The organism is Gammaproteobacteria bacterium (genome assembly GCA_013817245.1).
Taxonomy (GTDB): domain Bacteria; phylum Pseudomonadota; class Gammaproteobacteria; order HTCC5015; family HTCC5015; genus JACDDA01.
On record JACDDA010000004.1, the window covers coordinates 211,382 to 234,850 of the forward strand.

A 23,469-nucleotide genomic window follows, 5' to 3' on the forward strand; every position below is an offset into this window, starting at 1 on the left:
TGCCACATCCTGTGTTGATCTTACCTAGAATTAATTACATTACGGAAGGTAATTGCAAACTTCAGGCCAATGTCACTGAAATTAAAGGGGATTAAGTGGGCTTATGATATTTGATGTTTTTCTAAGAATTGCTGAATGGCACGATCATCGGATTCATTTTGCACTTGCCTATCTTCGCTTTGTTCTTCTTCTTTTTGCAACAACAACAACATTTTATGCAAGGCTTTTTGATCAATATGCGCTCTTTGCCATTCGCTGACGAGTTGATCTATTTTTTGCATTAACTGGCTAATTTGTTTATTTTGATATTCTATTGCAGCACTGACCCGATTGAGAAAAGCTCGCTGAATTTGCAATTCGGTAATCCCCATACCGCCATTTAATTGAGCCAGTGTATTTTTACGTGCAAATTCTTCGCAATAATTAACCAACTCTTTAAGCTGTGCATCCATCGCTTTCTTTTGAGTTAATAACACCGCTATTTCTTGGGCTTTTTTTTTCTCTACGGCTTCTTTGATATGGCTCGCGGTACTTAGCTGTTTAAATTTTTTCATACTGCGTACAATTAACTACTCAATGTATTTAGATCGGGCTGATCAGCAAAAACTTGCCGCAGACCTTGCAAACTTTGCGGCATGTCAATCGCTTGATGCATGTGCTGACTTAAATAGCCGGTCATATTGTTTCTTAATAAAATCGCTTGATCTAATTCAGGATCGCTGCCTTCTTGATACATGCCGATATTGATCAAATCACGATTAGCTTCATATTTTGAATACAAACGACGAAAACGAATCGCTAGTTTTTGATGTTCGCTATTTGAAATAACATGCATTAAACGACTAACAGAAGCTTCCATATCAATAGCGGGATAACGTCCACCTTCAGCAATACTGCGGGACAATACAATATGTCCATCTAAAATAGCGCGCGCCGCATCTGCGATAGGATCGCTTTTACTATCTTCTTCCGTTAATACGGTGTAAAACGCGGTGATCGAACCTTGTCCTACATCACTATTCCCTGCACGTTCAACTAACTGTGGGATTTTAGCAAATACGGACGGCGGATAACCTTTCGTCGCAGGCGGCTCACCAATCGCTAAAGCGATTTCACGTTGTGCTTGTGCAAAACGCGTTAACGAATCCATCAACAATAAAACTTGTAATCCTTGATCACGAAAATATTCTGCAATTGCGGTTGCTAACAAGGCGCCATGTACACGCAATAAAGGCGAATGATCGGCTGGTACCGCAATTACTACTGAACGCGCTAAACCTTCAGTACCTAATATTTCTTGGACAAATTCTTTTACTTCACGACCGCGTTCGCCAATGAGCCCCACCACAATAACATCAGCGCGCGTGTATTTTGTCATCATGCCGAGCAGCATACTTTTACCAACACCGCTGCCCGCAAACAAACCCATACGTTGGCCACGACCCACCGTTAACAAACCATTGATTGCGCGCACGCCTACATCTAATGCTTCGTTGATCGGTTGTCTTGATAAAGGATTAATCGGAATACCGCTCAAAGGACGATATTCATCGATTTTTAAAGGCCCGCGATTATCTAAAGGTTGCCCCGTGCCATCTAATACTCGACCTAATAATTGTTGCCCGACTGGCACATCATCGTGTTTATCGCTAGTGATCACGCGCGCACCCGGAATTAAACCGTGCATGTCACCAATCGGCATTAAAAAAGTACGGCCTTCCGCAAAGCCCACTACTTCTGCTTCAATGGAACGATTGTGCGCTGCCTCAATAAAACAACGACTACCAATCGCTGCTTGGCAACCTGTCGCTTCTAATGTCAAACCAATAATACGCGTTAGCCGTCCTTCTAAGGTCGGCGTAGGCGTTGCTAATTCATTACGACACTGAATCAGAAAACGTTGCCAATCAATATTTTTAGTCGGTGTTTGCATTTTAAAATTTATACTGACAATTGACCAACAGCGTTATTATCTTCTTCCGCAATATCGAGAAACTTTGCAGCAATTTTTGCAATGCGTACTTCCAGCGTACAATCAACACAGGCGGTATCACCAAACACTTTGCAGCCACCGCGCGTAATCGCAGCATCCGCGACAAAGTCCCAAGCAGTAGTAGCGTTTTTTTGTTGTAAATGTTCTTGGGCTTTTGCAACATCGGCAGGATTAAGATGAATATGTAAACGATTACTACCTGGAGGCACAGCATCAATCGCTTCATTAACAATGGACACAATATCTTCTGGATTTTGTTTAATTTCCGCTTTAATGACTTGTTTCGCAATAGCGATAGCTAATTGCGCTAATTCTTGTTTAACATTTTGATCAAAATCCTGCATCGGTGATTCCAATGCTTTTAAAGTATTGCGTAACCATTCTATAGATTGCTGTATTTCTAACTCAGCCGCTTGCAAACCTTCAGCATGTCCTGCTTGATAACCTTCCGTGTACGCTTGCTGTTGTAGTTTTTCCAAATCACGACTGGTCGGTAATTTTCCGCCTAACGCAGCAAGACCTTCGATGTAATCTTTTACATTTAAATCGCGCTGCGGCGCTTTCGCGGCATCCACGCCGGGCATAGACCAACGCTTCGCATCACCGAGTTTATCTTTGGTGATAACGTTAGACAAAGTCATCACCTCCGCCACCTAACATGATTTTTCCATCATCGGCGAGCTTTCGCGCAGTGGTTAAAATTTCACGCTGCGCCTCTTCGACTTCCGACAATTTGACCGGGCCACGCGATTCTAAATCGTCATGCAACATTTCAGCTGCGCGTTTTGACATATTCTTAAATACTTTATCTTGCATTTCGACACTAGAGCCTTTTAACGCCAACACTAATTTATCAGTTGAAACATCCCGCAATAAAGTTTGCATGCCGCGGTCGTCGATATCTAATAAATTTTCAAAAATAAACATTTGATCTTGAATTTTAGAACTGACTTCAGCATCAATTTCATCGAGTTGACTAACGACACTTTCGCCTAATTTACCTTTTAAACTATTAAGAATTTCCGCCGCGACCCGTGTACCGCCCACATTGGCTACTTTAGTTTCAAAGTCACCACTAAAGCGCGTATTCAGCAATGAATCTAATTCGAGTAACGCTGATGGATGAATACCATCGAGATTAGCAATGCGCATAACCACGTCACCGCGTATGTCTTCTGGCAACAAACCTAATACTGCGCCTGCTTGCTCTTTATCCAGATACACCATCACAATGGCAATAATTTGTGGATGTTCTTTTTTTATCAACTCCGCGATCATGCGCGGATCCATCCATTTTAAAGTGTCTAGTCCTTTGGTATTCGCGCCCATCGAAATGCGCGATAAGATACTGCCGGCTTTTTCTTTACCCAAGGCTCGATTCAATACTTTGCGCAAATAATCATCAGCGCCGATACTCAGCGACGATTGATTACCGACGCTTTGTGCAAACTCATCTAATACCGCGGCAATTTGTGGTTGTGTAACATTATTAAATTCGCGCATCGTCGTGCCGAGCATTTGCACTTCTTTAGGCGACATATGCTTGAGCACTTCAGCGGCTTGGTTTTCACCCAACGCCATTAGTAATAAAGCGGCGCGTTGCGCGCCATTTAGTTTGGGTAGCTCACCATCAGCCATCATCGCCAACCCAATCCTTTACTACTTTAGCAACTCGTTTGGGATCATCGGTGGCCATTGCTCGTGCCATATTTAAAATATCACCATACACATGTAAGGGTGCGGGCAATTGCGATGGATCTTGATTACGTGTTAATGCAGCTTGTGTATTACCCGCAATCGCCAAGGTACCTTTAGCGCCCGCAACATCAGCAGCGCCTGCGGGCGTTTTATTCACATAACTGCGCAATGCCGGTCGCACGATGCCGAATAAAATAAATAACACTACACCTGCACCCGCCACTTGTTTAATCGCACTCCACACCCAGGCTTGTTTCCAAATAGGCTCTTGTACGACTTTTTCAACAATTTCTTCAGATTGAAATGCACTATTAAGAACGACTACGCTATCACCTCGTGCTTCACGAAAACCAATCGCTTCTTTCACTAAATTATTAATTCGTTCAATTTCTTCAGGTGTCAGTGGTGTGCGTTGTTCTTTGCCACCTTTTTTGCTTTTGACGACATGGTCATCTACTACCACAGCCACACTTAAACGCTGTAAAGTTCCTTGAGCTTGACGCGTTCTACGAATCGTTTTATCTAATTCATAATTACGCATAGTACTGCGACTGCTATTGCCGGTAGTTTTAGTTTCATCTTCTGCTGTTTCAGGCGTTAAACTCGCACCTGCTGGCGGCGTATTCGATAACGCGCCGGGTACACCGGCTGCGCCTAAGGCATTGTTACTTTGTGTTTCTTGTACTTTTTCAGAACGAATTTTATCGTTAGCCGGCGTAAATGTTTCTAACATGGCTTCATTCGTAGTGAAATCTATTTCTGCATTAACTTCTGCTTTAACGCGACCATAACCAACAATAGGCGTTAACAATGATTCAATACGTTGCGTGTATTCACTTTCTACTTGTCGACTATAATCAAATTGACTGCGCGTTAAGCCCATATTTTCATCAGAGGTGCGTGAAGATAATAAACGTCCAAATTGATCTACGATCGTTACGCGTGACGCTTCTAAATAAGGTACGCCGGACGCAACTACATTAACAATGGCTAATATTTGCCCGTCTTCTAAGGAACGTCCAGGCTTGGTTTTTAATAAAACTGACGCCGTTGTTTGAGATTGATTACGCACAAACACACTTTGTTTCGGAATAGCTAAATGCACACGTGCTGCTTCGATATTACGCATTGAAGAAATACTGCGACTTAATTCGGTTTCTAAAGCATGTTGATAACGCGCGGTTTCAATAAATTGACTGGTGCCTAAACTACTGTCTTTGCGTAAAATTTCCAAACCTTCAGCAGAACCCTCCGTTATGCCTGCGGAAGATAATTGCATGCGCGCTTGTTGGGCTTGATCAGTTGGCACCAACACCAAACCAGATTTTTCATCAATTTGATATGGGATATTACTCGAACGCAAAGCGTCAACCATTTCAGTTGCATCTCGGCCACTCATACTATTAAACACGGGGGTATACGAAGGTTTTAATGACCACAACGCAATGCCTACACCAATCGCTAATGCCGCAGCTAAACCAAATAAGGTTCCCATATGCTGGAATACGCCAGCCATATTAATGGAGAAACCAGGTGCACGTGCTGTATATCCGCGGCTGTCAGCCATAAAACCTCACCTAAACTTGCATGTTCATGACTTCTTGATACGCTGAAATTAATTTATTTCTTACTTGATTAAGCGCTTCGAACGAAATGCGCGCTTTTTGCATTTCAATCATAACGCTGGAAAGCTCTACATTAGGATCACCACTTTCAAACGCAGTGGCTAACTCACTTGCACTTTTTTGTACGTCATTCACTTCGTTAAGCGATTGCTTCAACAAATCTGTAAAGCCCGCGCGCTCAGTAGCATCACCAATTGGCATGCTATTTTCAAAGCCATCCAAGCCACTTTGTTTGGATAATTGACGAAGTTCTTTTAATACATCACTGACATTAATTTCATTCATGTCGATGCCATCCCTATTACGCTGGAATTAAAATGCCCATTTCGCGCATTCTTGATAATTTATAACGCAAAGTGCGCGGGCTAATGCCTAATCGTTCCGCCGCTAATTTGCGACTGCCGCTGCCTGCTTGCAAAGCTTCTAAAATAACTTCGCTTTCATGTTTTTTATTCAACAAGGATAAAGATGCATCTGCGGGTTCTTGCGCATGAACCATAGCATCAGTTGACTCAACATCGCTGTCCAATTGAAAATCTAACGCTTCAATCATGTCGCCATTACATACGACTAGCGCACGCTGCACTGCATTTTCTAATTCACGAACATTACCGGGCCACGCGTATTGCATTAACTCATGTTTTGCCAAAGGACTTAATAATGGCAAATTAGAATAAGCATATCGGCGAATAAAATATTCGGCTAATGGAATAATGTCGTTTTTACGCGCGCGCAAAGGCACGGTTGTTAAAGGAAATACATTCAGCCGATAATACAAGTCTTCACGAAATGTGCCTTGCGCAACGGCTAATTTTAAATCCCGATTGGTCGTCGCTAAGACGCGCACATTTAGTTTTATTAGTTCGCGTCCGCCTAAACGCTCAACTTCACGTTCTTGCAAGACGCGTAATAATTTTGCTTGTAGATTTAAATCCATTTCTGAAATTTCATCTAACAATAATGTACCGTCTTGTGCTTGTTCAAATTTTCCCGGCGTACGCGCAATAGCGCCCGTAAAAGCCCCTTTTTCATAACCAAACAAAACCGCTTCCAGCATATTTTCAGGAATAGCCGCACAGTTAATGGCCACAAAAGCACCCGCCGCACGGGTAGAAGCGGCGTGAATATGACGTGCCAATACTTCTTTACCGGTACCACTTTCACCAGCAATCATGACGGCAATATCACTGCGCGCGACTTTTTTAGCTAACTCAAAAGTTTTTTGACTAGCCGCATCAACTGCGATTTCATTATTAGCAAAACTAGCAACAACTGTGTTTTCAGTGTATTTCGCCAACACATCTAACAAATCTGCGCTATTAAACGGCTTTACTAAATAATCATTAGCGCCTGCATGCAAGGCATTAACCGCGCGTTCTACTGTTGCATAAGCGGTCATTAATATCACGGGTATTTCTAAACCTTGTTGGCGAATTTTTTTAAGTAACTCATAACCATCCACCGGCTGCATTTGCACATCGCTGAGTATTACCGCGGGTCGGCTCTCGGCAATAGATGCTAATGCCGCGGCGCCGTTGCCTACACAATGCACCGTGTAATGCGGTTCTAAAGTATCCGCTAAGGCTTGACGTAATTCCTCATCATCTTCAACAATGAGCACGTGATTATTGTTCATATTGATTGCCTCACGTTATATTCAATTCAATCGTTTACTAGGTACCCGACGTGTCGGTGCGGGATAACTCGATAGAAAATCTTTATTGCTTTTTATTTGTGGCAAGGTAATAACAAAACATGCACCACCTTCTAAAGCACTAGCGACATTCACGCTACCTTCGTGCAACTCAATAACTGTTTTAACAATAGCCAGACCTAAACCAGTACCATTTGCACGGGTGGTAAAGAATGGTTCGAATATATGTTGTCGATGTTGATCGGCAATGCCAGGCCCGTTATCGCTGATACGTAATTCAAGCAAATTTCCAAGATGACGAGTTTGAATTTTAATATGGGTACCCGCACCACCGGCTTCGATGGCGTTGTTACAAATATTATGCAAAGCGCCCAAAAAAGCCGCAGAATTAATTTCTAAATTAACGTTACCGGCTTGGTTATCAATACTAAGAGTAATATGTTGGCGTTCGGCAATAGGCAAAAAAGTGGCTTTTAATTGCTCGAACAAACTGAGCAGATTAATATTTTGTTTGTCTGTTTGGTGGCCTTTTACAAACAACAACAAATCATTGATCGTAGCTTCCATCGTATATAAACATTGTTGAATTCGACCCGTTACACGTTTGCGTTCATGCAAACCCACATTTTCGCGCTGTAAATTGCCTACATATAAAAAAGCGGAAGCCAGTGGCGTACGCAACTGATGCGCTAATTCTCCCACCATGCGGCCCAAACCCGCTAAACGCTCTTGATGTTGCAAACTACTTTGTAGGCCGCGTGATGCAGTGATATCGCTGAGCAAGACTAAGCGCTCTGCACTACCTTCTAGGTTTTTTAAGGCTAAATTAATTAAATGGCCATTGCGTAACTTAACTTCACCGGTAGGTGATTCATCGGCTGTCATGTGGCGTTGAATAATATTTTGCCAATATTGGCCACGTAAGCGAGGTTCTAATAACTTTTCTGCTGCTACATTACAATCAGTAATAATGCCAGTTTCATCAATGACTAACACACCGCCGGGCAATGCAGAAATGAGCGTTTGTAAGCGCGTCGCTAGTTTTTCTTTAGCGTGTAATTCTTTTAAACGTTCGTCTTGAGCTTTGGATAATTGCAAGGTCAAGGTTTCAACTTTGAGTTGCAGTTCTTGATAATGACTCGTCAGTGTTGCGGATACATGATTAAACGCGTCAAAGACTTGTTCTAATTTTGCTTGTGGCGAGATGCCATCGACCGGCTTGCTCATATCCAATATCCCTATCGTGTTATTGCCTGTTTAATCCTGAGTAAGAAAGCTGGCTCCTTGCCAATATTCCTTATCATTTGCACTACATTTCGCTACATTTCTATCTTTGCAATATATGTGCCTACTGCTATTGTCAAAAAGACGACACCGCCATTTTTATTACGCTGGTTTTAAGCTGGCGCTTATGCCAAACGCTGCATACCGTATTTTCGTAACTTCTCAACCAAAGTAGTTCTACCCAAGCCTAATAACTTAGCGGCTTGCGCTACCACGCCTTCGGATTTATCTAGCGCTTGTTGCAATAAATCTTTTTCCAAATCAGCGAGAAAGTTTTTGAGATCAACGCCGTCAGCCGCTAAACGTACTTTCGCTAATAATTGTTGCGGCGTGCAATGGCTGGAAGTTATTTCATTATTTACATTTGTCGGCATATTAGGCGATATAGGGGTCGCAGTAGCCGCAGCAGTAGCGGCTTGAGGGTTACTGACGCGCCGTGGTGCAGTGAATTCTAATTGCACCGGCGGATGTAGAAAATAACCACTGGCAAAGCCATGAAATTTTTCTGGCAACATATCAGCCGTAACAATTTCACCAGGATATAAAATACATAAACGTTCAATGACATTGGATAATTCACGAATATTTCCCGGCCATTCATACGCCATCAATGCATCTAAAGCATCATCACTGAGCACAATAGCGTCACGCACATGCGATAAATCTAAGATCAAGGCATTAATTAATACCGGCAAATCTTCTTTGCGCGAACGCAAGGGCGGCATTTCGATGGGGAAAACATTTAAACGATAATATAAATCTTCACGGAACTGATTAGCCCGAATCCGTTCTTCTAAGCGACGGTGCGTTGCGGCTAAAATTCTGACGTCGGCGACTTGAGTTTTATTGCTGCCCACACGTTCAAAGGTACGCTCTTGTAACACACGCAATAACTTGACTTGCATATCTAAGCTCATGTCACCTATTTCATCTAAAAATAAGGTGCCGCTTTCTGCCATCTCAAAACGTCCCGGACGAGAATTCAACGCGCCGGTAAATGCACCCTTTTCATGACCAAACAATTCGCTTTCCATCAGCTCGGAAGGAATGGCGCCGCAATTCACTGGCACAAAGGTGTTATTACAGCGTAAGGAGTATCGATGAATTTCGCGCGCGACAATTTCTTTACCCGTGCCGGATTCACCCAGAATTAAAACGCTAGCATTGGTTTTAGCGACCTTAGCGATTAATTGACGCACACGATTAATCGCATCACTTTGGCCATCGAGCGACACTAAAGTGGCGGGAGTTTTACGGAGTTTGCTGCTACCAGCGGTAATAATAGAATTTGTGTGCGGTGGATTCGAGGAATAAACGTTACTGTCTTTTAATAAATTCGCAGATATGCTGGGATTAGTTTGCCATGCGTGAGAAATGGCTTCGTTAGCAACACCAACATAAACGGTATGATCTTCCATGATCGCCTCCAAGGCATATTGAACTTTTTATTTTCAAACCGACAATTCCTTGTCAGTAGCAGTGGAGTTAGTTTACTTAAACGTCAAACTAATGCTATCTAAAATTCAACACACATTATTTGAAATCTAAAATTTGATAGCCTTTGATCGGCTTTTTGGCGCGGTCGTCAATTGCCTGTCAAAAATTTTGTTGAGTGTATGCACCTAACATTTTTTTGGCGCGTTTATTTTGTGCGGTTTCGTTTAATAATTCTTCACGCGCTTGGCGCGCAATTTCCAACACTTGCAAATCAATGTCGGCAAGCGCTTGTAGCAAGCTAACATAATTTAATAACTCGGTAACCGGCACATTTGCAAAAAGTCGTTCGTAACGACCATGCAATTCGCGTATTTGCAAATTTAAGGTTTCCCAATCGGCTTCTTGTGCTAGCGACAACAACCGTTGATTGTCGCTAACCAGACTATCGATTTCTTTTTGTAATGTGAGCGACATATTAAAACTGCTTACGCTGATCCGTAGGTATAGAAACCCATGCTTGTCGAATGGTGTTAATAAGATCCGCTACGCTTTCCATCGCCTTTTCATCGTTATTAAGTTTTGCGTCAATAATCGTGCGTTGAATGTAGTCATATAATTCGTCTAAATTTTTCGCGATTTCTAAGCCATTATCAAAATCTAGCGAACTGCGCAAAGCATCCAAGATCGCAATAGACTTATCAATAGATGAACACTTCATGACCGTATCACGCATGCGCATACCCATGCGCGCTTTCGCCATATGCTCGGAGACGCCATTTAATAACATTTCAATTAAGTGGTGCGGATCCGCGCATTCAACACCTGCGTAGGTATTGCTTTGCCGATAAGCTTTTAGTCCTTGCTGATAAGCGCTAAAACTCATGTTACAACTCCTTGATGTGGTTATTTATTACTTAGCGGTCAGCGCAGTTAATTGTTGAGTTAAATAATTGCTAGTTGTTTGCAATTGTCCCATTAAGCTATCCAGAGCCGTAAATTTTGCATACATACGCTTTTCAGTTTGCTCTAAACGATAACTAGTTTGCTCAATACGCGAGTCTACTTGTTTGGTGCGGCTGTTTAAGGCATTCGTGCGCAAGGAAATCACGCCGTCTGATTTGACATAGCTATTAATAAAAGTATCGAGCTTTTCACCCAAGCTGCCGGCATTACTGGTATCAAAGAAGCTTTGTAAGCTTGCTAAGTTACTGCCAATTGCCGCATCGAATTTGCTGGCGTTAATTGATAATTTACCCGCATCATCAAATTCAAATCCAACTTCAAAGCCATACGTGATACTGCTACTTATATTGGCTTTATTTAAAAATACATCTTTCATGCGTGATTCTAAGGTCAGTAGCATGCCATCATTCGCCAAGGCACCTTTCCTTAAATCGCGTATTACTTTGATTGCATCGTTATAGGCTTTTACTAAGGTATCGACTTTTTTACTGATCGCCCCCGTGTTTTTACTGGTCGTAATAGTAGCAAGGCCTGCATCTTTTAAATTTAAAGTAATGCCGCTAATCACGCCATTAATAGCATTACTAGAACGCGTAATCGTAAAACCATCAACTTCCACTATCGCATTTTTCACGACATTCACTACCGATAAACTATTGGCGCCGGTGGTATAGGACAAAGCCGACAATCCATTTAAATCAAGGTTATTAGTGTCATCATCAACAACAATGGCTTCAATGGCATTATCTAAACCGCTCTGTTTAGCGGTTAAGACTAATCGCGTACCGCCATCTTCGTTAATTAAACTGGCGGTTACTGCATTATTAGCACTGGCATTATTAATAGCATCACGAATACCCGCTAAGGTATTGTTGCTATTATCGATCGTTAAATTTAGTGAAGTCGCGCCCGCATTAATCGTTAAACTGCCGGTGCCAACAACGGTGGCAGAATCTGTGTAGGTTTTTGATGCGAGACGATGCGTAGTCGCTAATTGAGTAACATTGATGGTATGCGTTTCCGCTGCTGCGGTTGCATCCGCGCTGGCGGTGACAATCGCGTTATCGGAACTGCTGGTTAAATAATTATTAAAGGCATTGGTTTCGCCCAGCGTTTGTACCGCAGTTTGAAAAGTTGCCAGACTACTTTTAAGTTTACCGAGCGAACTTACTTGAACTTGAATGTCATTTTTTTTGCTTTGCAGCGCTTGCAAGGGCTTAGCTTCCAGCTTCATGAGCTGGGTTACTAATGAATTCACGTCTATACCAGAACCTATGCCTGGAGAACTAATTCCCGTAGAACCAACCATAATGGCACCCTCAAAACAACGTCGTGCCTAAGCATCAGCAAAATCAGTGCCGTTTTAGCCTTTGGCTTCTAACAACACACCCAAAGGCTCGCCACCGTCTTCGCTTAACGATGCTTTAATAGCGCGCGCAACGGCTACGACTTGTTCGGGTGGAAATTGGCGTATTACTTTATCGGTAGCACTATCAATTACTTTGATAATCGTTTTGCCACTCGCATCATCTAAACTAAATTGCAGCTGATGTTTAGTTGCTTGAATGCTGGCATTAAATGCGTTGGTTAATTCACGCATTTCAGCAATGCCGGGGACAGGATGCTCAATATCCGTTTGGGCTGGCAATACTTCACCATCAACCGGCAAACCTTTGCCTGGTTTTGCAAACGGCGAAAAATTCGCCTCCTGCGGACGGCGAACATAATCCATTTTCGTAGAAATATCGGTACTCATATTGATATCCTCGACTATTTATATCCTCATTACGTTATTAAAAACCGAATGGAAGATGAAGCGTAACTTCATCTTCCGACGGCCTATTACTTTATTGCAACAGTGCTAACACGTTACTAGGTACTGCATTCGCTTGCGCTAAGATTGAAATACCTGCTTGTTGCAAGATCTGAGTACGCGTTAATTCAGCGGTTTCTTTTGCATAATCTGCATCTTGAATCCGTGAACGAGCGGCTGACAGATTTTCTGAAGTCACTGACAAGTTTGAAATGGTAGATTCAAAACGAACTTGCACAGAGCCTAATTCAGAACGTAAGGTATTAACTTGTTGCAAAGCAAAGTCGAGTGCGCGTAAACCTGTGGTAGCGTTAGCACGTGTCAACACATCAACACCAGCGAGTGTTTCATTCGCTTGTGATGCACCTAATGCGGTGCCACCGGTTTGCACGGCGAACGTACCTGATACAGAAAAGCTAGTGGTAGATACATCTGATGCTAAAACAATACCCGCATGAAAAGTTTCATCACCACCTAACGCTGCCGTCGCATTATCATCTAATACGATATCAGAACCGTCGCTATTGCTTAAGATAATAGCGCCAGCGCCAGAAGCCGTTGCCGTTACGTTAGTTTGGTTGGTTAATTGATTTAATGCAGTCACGGTCGCATCACGAGTAGCGGCAGCACCGATACTAACTTGCACGCCATTCAACGTAATCGTACGTGCAGCAGCATCAGCGGTGTAAGTTAATGCTTCGGTAGTAACCGATGTAGCTTTAGTAGCTTGCACACCGCTATTACCAAACACTGCATTAATCGCGGTAACCACCTCGTTAATTGTGGTGGCTGCGCTTAAGTCCACTGAGCTACCTTGTACAACCAAGTTATCCGCTGTAATAGCGGCGGCTAATGCGGTTGCATCAATAGAGCCTGATTGTGAAACGCGAGCACCTAATTGTGAGGTACGTGAATCAACGCCATCAACTGAGATAGTTTGGTTTTGATTCGCGCCCACTTGGAACACTAAGTTGCTGAGCGATCCATCCAAAATATTGTTACCGTTAAATTGGGTAGCGTTAGCAACACGGTTTACTTCAGCAATTAATTGTTGCGCTTCATTATTCAACGCTTGGCGATCGGTTGCTGAGTTGGTGTCGTTAGCAGACTGAATAGCAAGTTCACGAATTCGTTGTAACGAATCGCTTACCGTGCTTAATGCTGATTCAGCGGTTTGAGCAAAAGAAATACCGTCGTTAGCATTACGTACCGCTTGATTCAACCCGCGAATCTGAGTTGTAAAGCGTTCTGAAATAGCTAAACCAGCAGCGTCATCTTTTGCTGAGTTAATACGCAGACCAGAAGATAAACGTTGCAAAGTCGTTTGTAATGAAGACTGTGAACGATTTAAATTCCGTTGCGCAGTAAGTGATGAGATATTAGTGTTAATAATTTGCGGCATTGCAGCGTACTCCTTTTTGAGACCCTGTTTCGTCGGGTTTAACGTGATTTCTCACAACACTGACGAAGCGTTTTCTTCGTCCTTGTTAAACGTATCGGCACCACAAAAACAATCTTTAAATTTTATTTGACAAATTTTGAGTTGTAGACTTGCCCTGTTTTTATAGCGATTACGAGCCTGTCTAAGAGCGCGGCGCCGAGCGGCAGCCTGAGATATTTCTTTAATTAATTTAAAGCTTATTGGTTAATTAACCGACTTCTTTTTTCACGTTGGAATTTAACGCTTTCATAGCGCTTTCTTCTGCCGTCGTGACTTTATTGCGGCCATTACGTTTCGAGTAATACAGCGCTTTATCAGCACGTTCAATTAAAGACTCTGCGTTATCGCCTGGCCGCGCAATTTCTACGCCTATAGAAATCGTAATCTTGCCTAAGGTTTGACCCGACTCTTTGCGCTTAAACGCACTTTGTTCAATATTATTGCGAATATTTTCTGCCAAACTCACTGCACCTATCAGCGGTGTTTGCCAGAGAATAATGCTGAATTCTTCACCACCATAACGCGCCACCAAATCGCGCCCTTTCACCGATTGTTTCAGTAAACTAGCAACAAACTTTAATACTTGATCACCAATAATATGGCCGTGCGTGTCGTTAATATTTTTGAAGTGGTCAATATCAATCATCAACAAACACACATCTTCTTGTTCTGACTTATTGCGCTCAACCGCTTTGTTAATAGCTTCGTTAAACATTTTACGATTAGCCAAACCTGTCAGCGTATCTTGCGAGGCTTCTTCGCGTACCCGACTTAATTCAGAACGTAGATTATGAATTTCCATCGCGGTCGAATCTAAACGGCCATGATAATTTTGCTGAGAATACAGCACGGTTTCAGTTTCTTTCAATAAACCCGATACGATGGTTTGAATTTCACGGACATCATGCGCATCGGTTAAACAGCAACTGGAATTTTTTAAAACCGACACATAACGTTCAACATTGCCGCCCGCGTCTTTAACGAGCTGCATAATATTGCCTAATAAACGCTGAATATCGCGTTCAATAGCCGACAAACGTTCGATATCTGCGCTGGCGACATAACGTATAAATAAAATGTCGGCAAAATCATCATTCAATGGGATTTCACCGCCGCGCACTTTATCTAATTCACGCGTTAACGCAGGCGAACGTCCTAAAAAGTATTCATACCAAATGGCGTAATAAACAGGATTCATCGGCAAGTTTAATTTAGATAAAACTTGAATCACTTGCCGCGTGATTTCCGATGCCTTATGTAAGCTTTCCTTATATTCCACCGCAATCCCTGCTGTATTATGGGTGAGCCATGATTCGCTAGCGGCATTTGGCGAGCAAGCTTAAGTAAGATTTTTGAATCCTCACAGTCCGCTGGGCGCAATAGCCACTTCTGCTAGAATGCCTGCTTCACCAATAAGCATGGCATTTCACATGGCACAAAAAGCAGGCATTTTAGTCACGGGCGGCGCCGGTTATATCGGCAGCCACGTTGTTAAATTACTCGGTGAAGCAGGCGAACGTGTTATCACGCTCGACAATCTTTCGACGGGCTTTAAATCCGCCGTGTTATACGGCGATTTTGTCGAAGGCAACACGGGCGATACTGAGCTGGTTAATCAAGTTTTGCGCGATTATCAGATCGAATCGGTGCTGCATTTTGCGGCTAGCACCATCGTGCCGCAGTCCGTTGCCGATCCATTAAGTTATTATGCTAATAACACCAGCAACACGCGTAATTTATTGGCTTGTTGCCACGCCGGCAACGTCAAACATTTCATTTTTTCCTCTACCGCAGCGGTTTACGGTATTCCCAAAGAGGGTATTTGTCGCGTAACAGATCCCTTGGCCCCGATAAATCCTTACGGTACTTCAAAATTAATGTCGGAATGGGTATTGCGCGATTTAGCCGCGGTAACCGCTTTGCGTTATGTAGTGCTGCGTTATTTCAACGTCGCAGGTTCTGATCCCGATGGCCAAATCGGCCAATCCACACGCAACGCGACACTATTAACCAAAGTCGCCTGCGAAGTTGCCGTTGGCAAACGCGAACAACTATTTATCTACGGCACCGATTACGCCACCGCCGATGGCACTGGCGTTCGCGATTACATCCATGTCAGTGATTTAGCTGCCGCACACATTGATGCCCTGCATTATTTACGCAACGGCGGCGTATCTGAAACATTGAATTGTGGTTATGGCCATGGCTACAGCGTTCGCGAAGTTTTAGAAGCCGTTAACCGCGTCAATGGCAAAGCCATTAAGGTCAAAGAAGAAGCACGCCGTGCGGGTGATCCGCCAACATTAATCGCAGACGCCACGCGCATTCGTGAAGTATTAGGCTGGCAAGCACAGTTTGATAATTTGGATTTTATTGTAGAAACATCATTAGCATGGGAACGCAAACTAAAAGCCGACCTTGAATAAGGTCGGCTATAAAGCTTAATTCATAATAAAAATTATTCTTTGACCGTCATTTTATTCAACACGTTTTGTACACCTTCAACAGTGCGAGCTACTTGAATGGCTCGTTCAATTTGAGTTTTATTGTTCACGAAACCGCTTAATTGAACTTCGCCCTTACTAGTGTCCACTGTAATATCCGCGCCCTTCACTGTGTCATCACCCATTAAGGCAGTTTTCACTTTCGTGGTAATAACGCTATCGTCTATTTTATTGCCGATACTGACATTGCCGTCTTTAATTGTCATGCCATTGTCTACCCCTACAACACCTTCTACACCCCGTGTTACAGCCATGGCTTGTTCAACCTGCGACAAACTATCGACATAGCCGCTTAACATTACGACGCCTTTGCGGGTTTCAACCGCAATATCAAAGCTTTTTACATTTTCATCATTTAATAATGCGGATTTCACTTTAGTAGTAATAACAGTATCGTCAATTTTAGTGCCAACCGTTGTGGGTGTCGGCTCTGGATTTGGATCATTCTGGTTGCATGCGCCTAATATAACGATTGCGCTAAGCATTAAAGGATAAATATAGTTTTTCATAACAAGCTCCTGCGATTTATAAAATTATCAATTTAAAACATATGCTTGTTATTTTAGAGAAAAGGCCCTTCATGTCTGTGCGTTGGCATACAAAGCGAGTGTGGTTTTTATTGCTTTTTTAATGGGTTCGCCACTCATCGCGCGTTCACCCATGTATTTAATTTCTTAGAGCTTCACTGGCTCATATCTAAAAACGCTTCGGCATTTTCTTCCTATTTAAATGAGCGTTTTTATTGATAGGTACGCGTTGCCAACATTCAGACAATATATCAGAGACCTTGAACTGTGATGGCATGGCTACAGCGTCTCGGATCAATTATTGAAAGCTTATCGAGGGCAGGAATAGTAAGCAGAACATACATAATTAAAAATAAAACCAACAAGACAACGAACTTCCCCAGAAAATTTAAAATAATTTTGTTTTTCATATCTCATGTCATTTTAAAAAATCTTATAAAGAATCTTAATTATCTTAGTTTATTAATAAATAATTGAAGAATAAGTTCACTTTTCTTCTATTTCAACACTGCCATACTTCAGGATAAATATTATTTTTTATTTTTAAACGAATATTTAATATCGATAACTATTCAAATGCTCATCATATTCTACGGAACTGAAATACTACGCCACTTAAATGTTCAGATGCTGCCCATAATGTTTGTGCGGCTGCTGTATTCTGCGAAAGCGCACTTGAAACAACCTTTCCCGGCTTGCCTTTTAACTGTAAAAATCCACTGGGGCCAATATAGTCACCACCGTGGATATCTTCATGTGTACTTGCCATTACAATCGGTAACGCTGCGTATTGAGGTTTATGACCCAAGAGTTTTTCCAAATAAACACTTGCGGCGCTTGAGTAAGTCCGCTGATTAAGTTGAGTGGGCGATATCCCAGGATGCGCGGCTACGGCAATGGTGTTTGCTGAATGTGCGGCTAACTTTCGTTGCAATTCGTATATGAACATTAAATTAGCTAATTTACTTTGCGCATAGGCTTTCATTGGATTGTATTTGCGAACTTCATCAGGTGTATCGATGATTGTTTGAGCCATTTGATGAGCAATGCTAGTAACACTAACAATTCTTGAATTCGGCGTGGATAGCAATTTTTCTAGCAATAGTCCTGTTAAAGCAAAATGCCCAATATGATTTACGCCCCATTGATATTCGATGCCCTCAGCTGTTTGCAACTGCGGTGTTTTCATAACGCCTGCATTATTAATCAGAATATTGATCTGTGAATAACGCTGTTTAAATGCTGCGGCAAACTCACGTATGGACTGCAAGCTAGCTAAATCTAATGACATAACATACAGCTGCGCATTGGATTGAGTTTGTCGAATTTGATTTACTGCTTGTTCGGCTTTTTTAATATCGCGACAAGCCATCACGACGGTAGCATTTTTAGCCGCCAATAATTTTGTTACTTCAAATCCTATCCCACTGTTTGCACCGGTGATAACAACCGTCTTATTTACTAAATCTGGAATATCGCTAAGAGTCCAATTTTGCGTAGTCATCCTTCATTCCTTCACAGCAAGGTATTCACTGTAGCTTCATGATAGAAATTTATTTAACTTGAGCGGCGGCTTTTAGAGCAGCGATGTCAATCTTTGTCATCGTCATCATCGCCTCAAAAGCCTGCTTTGCCTTATCGCCATCAGAGCTAGTTGTAAGATCAAGCAGAAGTCTCGGCGTGATTTGCCAAGAAAATCCCCAGCGATCCTTACACCATCCGCAGGCACTTTCCGCACCGCCATTACTAATGATGGTATTCCAGTAACGATCAGTTTCTTCCTGATTCTCAGTAACAACCATAAAACTGACTGCTTCGTTCGGAATGAAAGTCGGTCCTCCGTTCAAGCCCACGAATTTACGGCCCAACACAGTAAACTCAACCGTTAGTTCACTACCTTCCTTACCTCCAGGAAAATCGCCAGGTGCTTTATTCACGCGCCCCACACTACTGTTAGGAAAGGTGGCGGCATAAAACTCTGCCGCTTTCTTGGCCTCGCCATGATCAAACCAAATACAAGTAATAAATTCTGTCATAAATCATCTCCTTGGATTACATAAAATTATTAATTTAAAAAATCGTGTGATTTTCTAAATAAGCATATTAACGCCTTATCCGCTACTGCAGCTTAGTTTCTACATACGTTTTAAAATTATTCAAAATGATTTGGTGAGCCCGGAGAGATTGCGAAATACGTCCTGTATTTCGCCGCTTCGCGGCCTGCGCGTCTGCGCCCAGTCCACGCGCTAGTTCCTATGCGCGTGTCGATTCCGACCAAGGTGTTAGTTGGAATAGCTAATTTTGAGGCAAAAAAAATCCATTCATTAAGAATGGATTTTTAATTTGGTGCGCCCGGAGAGATTCGAACTCCCGACCACCAAGTTCGTAGCCTGGTACTCTATCCAGCTGAGCTACGGGCGCATAACCGCTGGGTTGCAGCGGCCGCGAATTATGGTGAAATCATATCGCCGTGTCAAACCATGTCCACATTTTACTGCTCGCTTACGTAACGCGTTCGATGCCTTGTAAGTGGCGGAAACATGTTTGTTTTGCGGTCTCTACAAAGTCACGTAAATATGGTGCATCGCGCTGTTCTTCGCGCATCGCCAAATACAAAACTCGCCATAAGCCGTGTTCGCCTAGTGGTAGCGTCGCGATATAACGCTGTTGGCGTGATGCGGCTAATGCCCAATTCGGTAATACGCTGACCCCTCGGCCACTGGCAACTAATTGCAGGATCATCATGGTTAATTCAGCGGTTCGTATCGTTTGTGGTTCTACGCCTGCTGGATCTAAAAACCCACTGAAGACATCTAAACGATTGCGTTCTACGGGGTATGTAATAAGCGTGCGTTCCGCTAGATCTGCCGGTGTAGCCCACGGCTTTTGCGTCAGTGGATCTTCATTGCGTAAGGCCAGCAACGCTTCATAACTAAACAACGGTTCGTAATAAATGCCTTCAATAGGCTGAGGATCGGAGCTCAGCACTAAATCTACGTCACCGCGCAGTAATGCGGGCAGCGGCATGAAGTTAAACCCTACCGTCATGTCGAGTTCGATATCCGGCCAGTGATTGCGGTACTGATCTACGGTCGGCATTAGCCAATCAAAGCAGCTATGGCATTCAATCGCGATGTGTAAACGTCCGCTCTGCCCTTGGGCTAAACGGCTTAATTCGTATTCGGTGGCGCGAACGGCCGGCAAAATATCTTGAGCTAATTGAAATAAACGTAAGCCTGCCACGGTGAGCTTTAGCGGGCGCGTTTTGCGAATAAATAACGCTGTACCTAACCGCAGCTCCAGTTCTTTTATCTGATGCGATAACGCCGATTGAGTGAGATGCAGCCGTTCGGCTGCAGCAGAAAGATTACCTGCGCTATTAATGGCTTCTAGGGTTTTGAGATGGCGTAATTCCAGCATAAGTCACCGAGTTGAATTTAATTCATACTTTTTACAAGAAATATGAACTTGATTCAATAGTTAATTAGTGAAGAATGCCCATCTTGCTTTTCCATTCACGATTAATAACAAGGAACCGCCATGGCACACACTATTCATAATCTGGGTTTTCCCCGAATTGGCGCGCAGCGCGAATTAAAAACCGCTTTAGAAAGTTACTGGCGCGGCAGTAGCGACGCAGCCGCTTTATATGAAACCGGCAAATCCTTACGCGAACGGCATTGGCAACAGCAACAAACGGCCGGCTTACAGTTTGTGCCTACCGGCGATTTTGCTTGGTACGACCATATTGCAACGTGGGCAGCAACGCTGGGCGTCGTATCGAATCGTTATCGACAAAATGAAAAAATCACGTTGAATAGTTTGTTTTTATTAGGCCGCGGTCGTGCTCCCTCCGGACAAGATACCGCGGCCGGGGAAATGACCAAATGGTTTGATACCAACTATCACTACATCGTGCCCGAACTAAAAGCTGATTGCGTATTTAATATTGAATGGACGCAATGTTTAGATGAAACAGCGGCGGCGATTGCACAAGGTTTAAACGTTAAACCCGTTATTCCTGGGCCATTAACATTTTTATGGTTGAGTAAAGGTGAGTTTAACGGCGGCTGCGATGATGAAAAATTATTGTTATTAGATAAATTATTATTAGCGTATGAAAAAATATTGCAGCAATTTGCACTGTTTGGCGTTAGCTGGGTACAAATAGATGAACCCATTTTAGTTTTGGAGTTGCCACTATCATGGCAAACAGCGTTCGAGCGTGCGTATCATCGTTTGCAAAATAGCGCGGTGAAATTATTACTCACGACTTATTTTGGCGGATTGAATAATAATCTTATGTTGGCAACTCGTTTGCCGGTTGCAGGCTTACATATTGATTGCGTGCGCGCACCTGAGCAATTAAAACCCGTAGTCGATAATTTAGGGCCTTATAAAATTTTATCAGTCGGCATTATTGATGGCCGCAATATCTGGCGCACGAATTTAGCTCAAGCGTTTAATCTACTGCAACCGCTTAGTGAAAAATTAGGCGATCGTTTGTGGTTAGCGCCCTCTTGTTCTTTGCTACATGTCCCCGTTGATTTAGCGCAAGAAACAGAATTAGATACGCAATTGCATAGTTGGTTGAGTTTCGCTATCCAAAAATTAGATGAGTTAAATTTATTAAGCCGCGCATTAAGTGATGCGAATGTGCTCAATAGCGAAGAATGGCAATCACATAATGCTGCAATGGTAGATAGACAACTATCGTCACGCACTTACAATCACGAACTGCGTGCACGCTTAGAAAATTTACCATCCTTGCAGCATGGTCGTTCATTACCTTATTCGCAAAGAATCAAGCAGCAGCAACAAAAATGGGCACTGCCATTATTTCCTACCACCACCATTGGTTCGTTTCCACAAACGGCTGATATTCGTAAATGGCGCAAAGCCTATCGTGATGGTGATCTAGATGCAGTAAGTTATGAGCGTAATATAAAAGCCATTATCGCCGAGACCATTGCACTGCAAGAAGCCCTTGGGTTAGATGTATTGGTGCATGGCGAATCCGAACGAAATGATATGTCCGAATATTTTGGTGAACATTTAACCGGTATTGCAGTAAGTGAATTTGGTTGGGTGCAAAGTTATGGTTCGCGCTGTGTTAAACCACCTATTATTTATGGCGACATTTTGCGTCCCGCTGCTATTACAGTGGAATGGAGTCATTATGCGCAAACACAAACTCAATTGCCTGTTAAAGGTATGCTTACGGGGCCTGTCACTTTATTATGCTGGTCGTTTGTACGCGATGATCAATCACGCAAAAATACATGCCAACAATTAGCACTAGCATTGCGTGACGAAGTTGCGGATTTGCAAGCCGCCGGGATTGGCATTATACAAATTGATGAACCTGCGTTCCGTGAAGGTCAACCGTTAAACAGTCGCGACAAAGATGCGTATTATCAATGGGCCGTGAATTGTTTTCATATTACTACCGGCGTTGCTGACGACACTACACAAATTCATACGCATATGTGTTATTCGGATTTTAATGACATCATGAAACCGATTGCACAATTAGATGCCGATGTGATTACACTGGAAACCGCGCGTTCACGTTTAGAATTATTAGATGCTCAAGTGCTCGCTAATTATCCGAGTGATATAGGACCGGGCGTGTGGGACATCCACTCACCCATCGTTCCAAGCGTTGCAGAAATACAGACATTGTTAGAACGTGCCGCCCAATTAATTCCCGTAGAACGTTTGTGGGTCAATCCAGACTGTGGATTAAAAACTCGTGGCTGGCCTGAAACTTTGGAATCATTGCGCAATATGGTCACCGCTGCGCAATTGTTACGTAAACAGTATGCCGCTTAAAAACAAAGCGCCGGTTAAACCGGCGCTTTTTGGCCCATACTTCGCCCACTCCAAAAAAGTTTAGGTCTGCGACAATAAATTGATAGCTTCCTGCGCATCTGCTTTAAGTGGATGTTCCGGATAATCTTTTAACATGCTTTTTAAAGTTTGTACGCCCGCCGTTCTATCACCGGCACCGCCTTGTGCTAACGCTTTGGCAAATAATGCATTCGCACGAAACTCACTAGCGGGATAATCTTTAATGAATTTATCTAAGGCTTGCACGGCTTGTGGCAATTGACCTTGATCGACTAATTCTTGTGCCTTATTTAAATTTTCAATTTCAGTACGAAAATCTACATCGTTGGTTTTATCGCCTTTCCAATACGGTTGCAGCGCGCTATCCGTTGCTTCACTACCGCGCACACCGGCGGTGGCAATAACTTGTGATTGCGAGGAATAACCCGCATCAGCCTTGGGGCTCAAGGTGCGTAATTTGCTCCATAACTTCAACATGGCGCCATTAAACGTGCTGCTGCTTTGGGTTTGTTGAATTAAACCGGTATCGGTTGCGGCCACCGCCACTGATGCCGTCAGTGGCGACGTTAATAATACGCTCGCCATAAGAGTGGTCAGCAATATCGCGTTTGAACGTGAAAATTTATTCCGTAGCGCTAAGGTCATAATATTCTCCGAGTAATCACTTAATCTGTGAG

22 protein-coding genes and 1 tRNA gene are annotated in these 23,469 nt (G+C 43.0%); 2 read left to right on the plus strand and 21 right to left on the minus strand.

Translation table 11 applies throughout. From position 1 onward, the window contains the following. Positions 1 to 101: 101 nt before the first annotated feature. From H0W44_06835 to H0W44_06905, 15 genes are all read right to left on the minus strand, one after another. Positions 102 to 554, minus strand: a complete 453-nt coding sequence (locus H0W44_06835; protein MBA3582151.1) for a flagellar FliJ family protein — start codon at positions 552 to 554, stop codon at positions 102 to 104. Between the two features lie 11 nt (positions 555 to 565). Further along, positions 566 to 1,933 (minus strand): flagellar protein export ATPase FliI, encoded by a 1,368-nt coding sequence (fliI, locus tag H0W44_06840; GenBank protein ID MBA3582152.1) that lies wholly within the window; start codon positions 1,931 to 1,933, stop codon positions 566 to 568. 8 nt (positions 1,934 to 1,941) lie between these two features. Then, on the minus strand, positions 1,942 to 2,634 hold the full coding sequence (locus tag H0W44_06845) for a flagellar assembly protein FliH (GenBank protein ID MBA3582153.1): 693 nt from the start codon (positions 2,632 to 2,634) through the stop codon (positions 1,942 to 1,944). Further along, the gene (gene fliG, locus H0W44_06850) at positions 2,621 to 3,631 is read right to left on the minus strand and encodes a flagellar motor switch protein FliG (GenBank protein MBA3582154.1); all 1,011 of its coding nucleotides are present in this window, start codon (positions 3,629 to 3,631) and stop codon (positions 2,621 to 2,623) included. Before fliG ends, H0W44_06845 begins: the two co-directional genes overlap by 14 nt. Continuing rightward, entirely contained in the window at positions 3,624 to 5,258 is a 1,635-nt protein-coding gene (gene fliF / locus H0W44_06855; GenBank protein ID MBA3582155.1) for a flagellar M-ring protein FliF, read from the minus strand. Before fliF ends, fliG begins: the two co-directional genes overlap by 8 nt. A gap of 10 nt (positions 5,259 to 5,268) precedes the next feature. Next, on the minus strand, positions 5,269 to 5,601 hold the full coding sequence (gene fliE, locus H0W44_06860) for a flagellar hook-basal body complex protein FliE (protein ID MBA3582156.1): 333 nt from the start codon (positions 5,599 to 5,601) through the stop codon (positions 5,269 to 5,271). A gap of 16 nt (positions 5,602 to 5,617) precedes the next feature. Continuing rightward, positions 5,618 to 6,952, minus strand: a complete 1,335-nt coding sequence (locus tag H0W44_06865) for a sigma-54-dependent Fis family transcriptional regulator (protein ID MBA3582157.1) — start codon at positions 6,950 to 6,952, stop codon at positions 5,618 to 5,620. Positions 6,953 to 6,973: 21 nt separating this feature from the next. Beyond that, positions 6,974 to 8,197, minus strand: a complete 1,224-nt coding sequence (locus H0W44_06870; GenBank protein MBA3582158.1) for a PAS domain-containing sensor histidine kinase — start codon at positions 8,195 to 8,197, stop codon at positions 6,974 to 6,976. A gap of 182 nt (positions 8,198 to 8,379) precedes the next feature. Further along, positions 8,380 to 9,672, minus strand: coding sequence for a sigma-54-dependent Fis family transcriptional regulator (locus tag H0W44_06875; GenBank protein MBA3582159.1), 1,293 nt, complete (start codon positions 9,670 to 9,672; stop codon positions 8,380 to 8,382). Between the two features lie 178 nt (positions 9,673 to 9,850). After that, positions 9,851 to 10,165: a hypothetical protein gene (locus H0W44_06880; protein ID MBA3582160.1), complete on the minus strand. Its 315-nt coding sequence runs from the start codon at positions 10,163 to 10,165 to the stop codon at positions 9,851 to 9,853. 1 nt (position 10,166) lies between these two features. Beyond that, positions 10,167 to 10,574: a flagellar export chaperone FliS gene (gene fliS / locus H0W44_06885; GenBank protein ID MBA3582161.1), complete on the minus strand. Its 408-nt coding sequence runs from the start codon at positions 10,572 to 10,574 to the stop codon at positions 10,167 to 10,169. 27 nt (positions 10,575 to 10,601) lie between these two features. Further along, positions 10,602 to 11,963, minus strand: coding sequence for a flagellar filament capping protein FliD (gene fliD, locus H0W44_06890; protein ID MBA3582162.1), 1,362 nt, complete (start codon positions 11,961 to 11,963; stop codon positions 10,602 to 10,604). A gap of 54 nt (positions 11,964 to 12,017) precedes the next feature. Further along, on the minus strand, positions 12,018 to 12,254 hold the full coding sequence (locus tag H0W44_06895; GenBank protein MBA3582163.1) for a flagellar protein FlaG: 237 nt from the start codon (positions 12,252 to 12,254) through the stop codon (positions 12,018 to 12,020). A gap of 247 nt (positions 12,255 to 12,501) precedes the next feature. Continuing rightward, entirely contained in the window at positions 12,502 to 13,869 is a 1,368-nt protein-coding gene (locus tag H0W44_06900; protein MBA3582164.1) for a flagellin, read from the minus strand. Between the two features lie 247 nt (positions 13,870 to 14,116). Continuing rightward, entirely contained in the window at positions 14,117 to 15,187 is a 1,071-nt protein-coding gene (locus H0W44_06905; protein MBA3582165.1) for a GGDEF domain-containing protein, read from the minus strand. Positions 15,188 to 15,338: 151 nt separating this feature from the next. On the opposite strand from H0W44_06905, the gene galE reads away from it, so the two are divergent. Next, complete coding sequence (galE, locus tag H0W44_06910; GenBank protein ID MBA3582166.1) at positions 15,339 to 16,334, plus strand: UDP-glucose 4-epimerase GalE; 996 nt, start codon at positions 15,339 to 15,341, stop codon at positions 16,332 to 16,334. Between the two features lie 32 nt (positions 16,335 to 16,366). Here the strand turns inward: galE and H0W44_06915 are convergent, their stop codons facing one another. The 5 genes from H0W44_06915 to H0W44_06935 form a co-directional block, all read right to left on the minus strand. After that, the gene (locus tag H0W44_06915) at positions 16,367 to 16,921 is read right to left on the minus strand and encodes a BON domain-containing protein (GenBank protein MBA3582167.1); all 555 of its coding nucleotides are present in this window, start codon (positions 16,919 to 16,921) and stop codon (positions 16,367 to 16,369) included. Positions 16,922 to 17,522: 601 nt separating this feature from the next. Next, positions 17,523 to 18,443, minus strand: coding sequence for an SDR family NAD(P)-dependent oxidoreductase (locus tag H0W44_06920; GenBank protein MBA3582168.1), 921 nt, complete (start codon positions 18,441 to 18,443; stop codon positions 17,523 to 17,525). A gap of 49 nt (positions 18,444 to 18,492) precedes the next feature. Beyond that, positions 18,493 to 18,975 carry a VOC family protein gene (locus H0W44_06925; protein MBA3582169.1) on the minus strand — a complete coding sequence of 161 codons (483 nt, stop codon included), beginning with the start codon at positions 18,973 to 18,975 and terminating at the stop codon, positions 18,493 to 18,495. Positions 18,976 to 19,283: 308 nt separating this feature from the next. After that, positions 19,284 to 19,360, minus strand: a tRNA-Arg gene (locus H0W44_06930). Between the two features lie 81 nt (positions 19,361 to 19,441). Continuing rightward, a complete protein-coding gene (locus tag H0W44_06935) occupies positions 19,442 to 20,359 on the minus strand; it encodes a LysR family transcriptional regulator (GenBank protein MBA3582170.1) in 918 nt (305 codons plus the stop codon). A 120-nt stretch (positions 20,360 to 20,479) separates the two neighbouring features. Between H0W44_06935 and metE the strand changes: the two genes are divergently transcribed. Further along, on the plus strand, positions 20,480 to 22,774 hold the full coding sequence (gene metE / locus H0W44_06940) for a 5-methyltetrahydropteroyltriglutamate--homocysteine S-methyltransferase (protein MBA3582171.1): 2,295 nt from the start codon (positions 20,480 to 20,482) through the stop codon (positions 22,772 to 22,774). Between the two features lie 60 nt (positions 22,775 to 22,834). On the opposite strand, the gene H0W44_06945 is transcribed toward metE, so the two are convergent. Next, positions 22,835 to 23,437 (minus strand): tetratricopeptide repeat protein, encoded by a 603-nt coding sequence (locus H0W44_06945; GenBank protein ID MBA3582172.1) that lies wholly within the window; start codon positions 23,435 to 23,437, stop codon positions 22,835 to 22,837. Positions 23,438 to 23,469: the final 32 nt, after the last annotated feature.

What these genes read in the sequence shown, in the direction of transcription:
- H0W44_06880 (MBA3582160.1), bottom strand. Translation starts at nt 10,165, where the DNA reads ATGTCGCTCACATTACAAAAAGAAATCGATAGTCTGGTTAGCGACAAT.
- galE (MBA3582166.1), top strand. Translation starts at nt 15,339, where the DNA reads ATGGCACAAAAAGCAGGCATTTTAGTCACGGGCGGCGCCGGTTATATC.
- H0W44_06835 (MBA3582151.1), bottom strand. Translation starts at nt 554, where the DNA reads ATGAAAAAATTTAAACAGCTAAGTACCGCGAGCCATATCAAAGAAGCC.
- H0W44_06900 (MBA3582164.1), bottom strand. Translation starts at nt 13,869, where the DNA reads ATGCCGCAAATTATTAACACTAATATCTCATCACTTACTGCGCAACGG.
- fliD (MBA3582162.1), bottom strand. Translation starts at nt 11,963, where the DNA reads ATGGTTGGTTCTACGGGAATTAGTTCTCCAGGCATAGGTTCTGGTATA.
- H0W44_06935 (MBA3582170.1), bottom strand. Translation starts at nt 20,359, where the DNA reads ATGCTGGAATTACGCCATCTCAAAACCCTAGAAGCCATTAATAGCGCA.
- H0W44_06870 (MBA3582158.1), bottom strand. Translation starts at nt 8,197, where the DNA reads ATGAGCAAGCCGGTCGATGGCATCTCGCCACAAGCAAAATTAGAACAA.
- H0W44_06865 (MBA3582157.1), bottom strand. Translation starts at nt 6,952, where the DNA reads ATGAACAATAATCACGTGCTCATTGTTGAAGATGATGAGGAATTACGT.
- metE (MBA3582171.1), top strand. Translation starts at nt 20,480, where the DNA reads ATGGCACACACTATTCATAATCTGGGTTTTCCCCGAATTGGCGCGCAG.
- fliE (MBA3582156.1), bottom strand. Translation starts at nt 5,601, where the DNA reads ATGAATGAAATTAATGTCAGTGATGTATTAAAAGAACTTCGTCAATTA.
- H0W44_06895 (MBA3582163.1), bottom strand. Translation starts at nt 12,254, where the DNA reads ATGCGTGAATTAACCAACGCATTTAATGCCAGCATTCAAGCAACTAAA.
- H0W44_06875 (MBA3582159.1), bottom strand. Translation starts at nt 9,672, where the DNA reads ATGGAAGATCATACCGTTTATGTTGGTGTTGCTAACGAAGCCATTTCT.
- H0W44_06845 (MBA3582153.1), bottom strand. Translation starts at nt 2,634, where the DNA reads ATGACTTTGTCTAACGTTATCACCAAAGATAAACTCGGTGATGCGAAG.
- H0W44_06915 (MBA3582167.1), bottom strand. Translation starts at nt 16,921, where the DNA reads ATGAAAAACTATATTTATCCTTTAATGCTTAGCGCAATCGTTATATTA.
- fliG (MBA3582154.1), bottom strand. Translation starts at nt 3,631, where the DNA reads ATGGCTGATGGTGAGCTACCCAAACTAAATGGCGCGCAACGCGCCGCT.
- fliF (MBA3582155.1), bottom strand. Translation starts at nt 5,258, where the DNA reads ATGGCTGACAGCCGCGGATATACAGCACGTGCACCTGGTTTCTCCATT.
- fliI (MBA3582152.1), bottom strand. Translation starts at nt 1,933, where the DNA reads ATGCAAACACCGACTAAAAATATTGATTGGCAACGTTTTCTGATTCAG.
- H0W44_06925 (MBA3582169.1), bottom strand. Translation starts at nt 18,975, where the DNA reads ATGACAGAATTTATTACTTGTATTTGGTTTGATCATGGCGAGGCCAAG.
- fliS (MBA3582161.1), bottom strand. Translation starts at nt 10,574, where the DNA reads ATGAGTTTTAGCGCTTATCAGCAAGGACTAAAAGCTTATCGGCAAAGC.
- H0W44_06945 (MBA3582172.1), bottom strand. Translation starts at nt 23,437, where the DNA reads ATGACCTTAGCGCTACGGAATAAATTTTCACGTTCAAACGCGATATTG.
- H0W44_06920 (MBA3582168.1), bottom strand. Translation starts at nt 18,443, where the DNA reads ATGACTACGCAAAATTGGACTCTTAGCGATATTCCAGATTTAGTAAAT.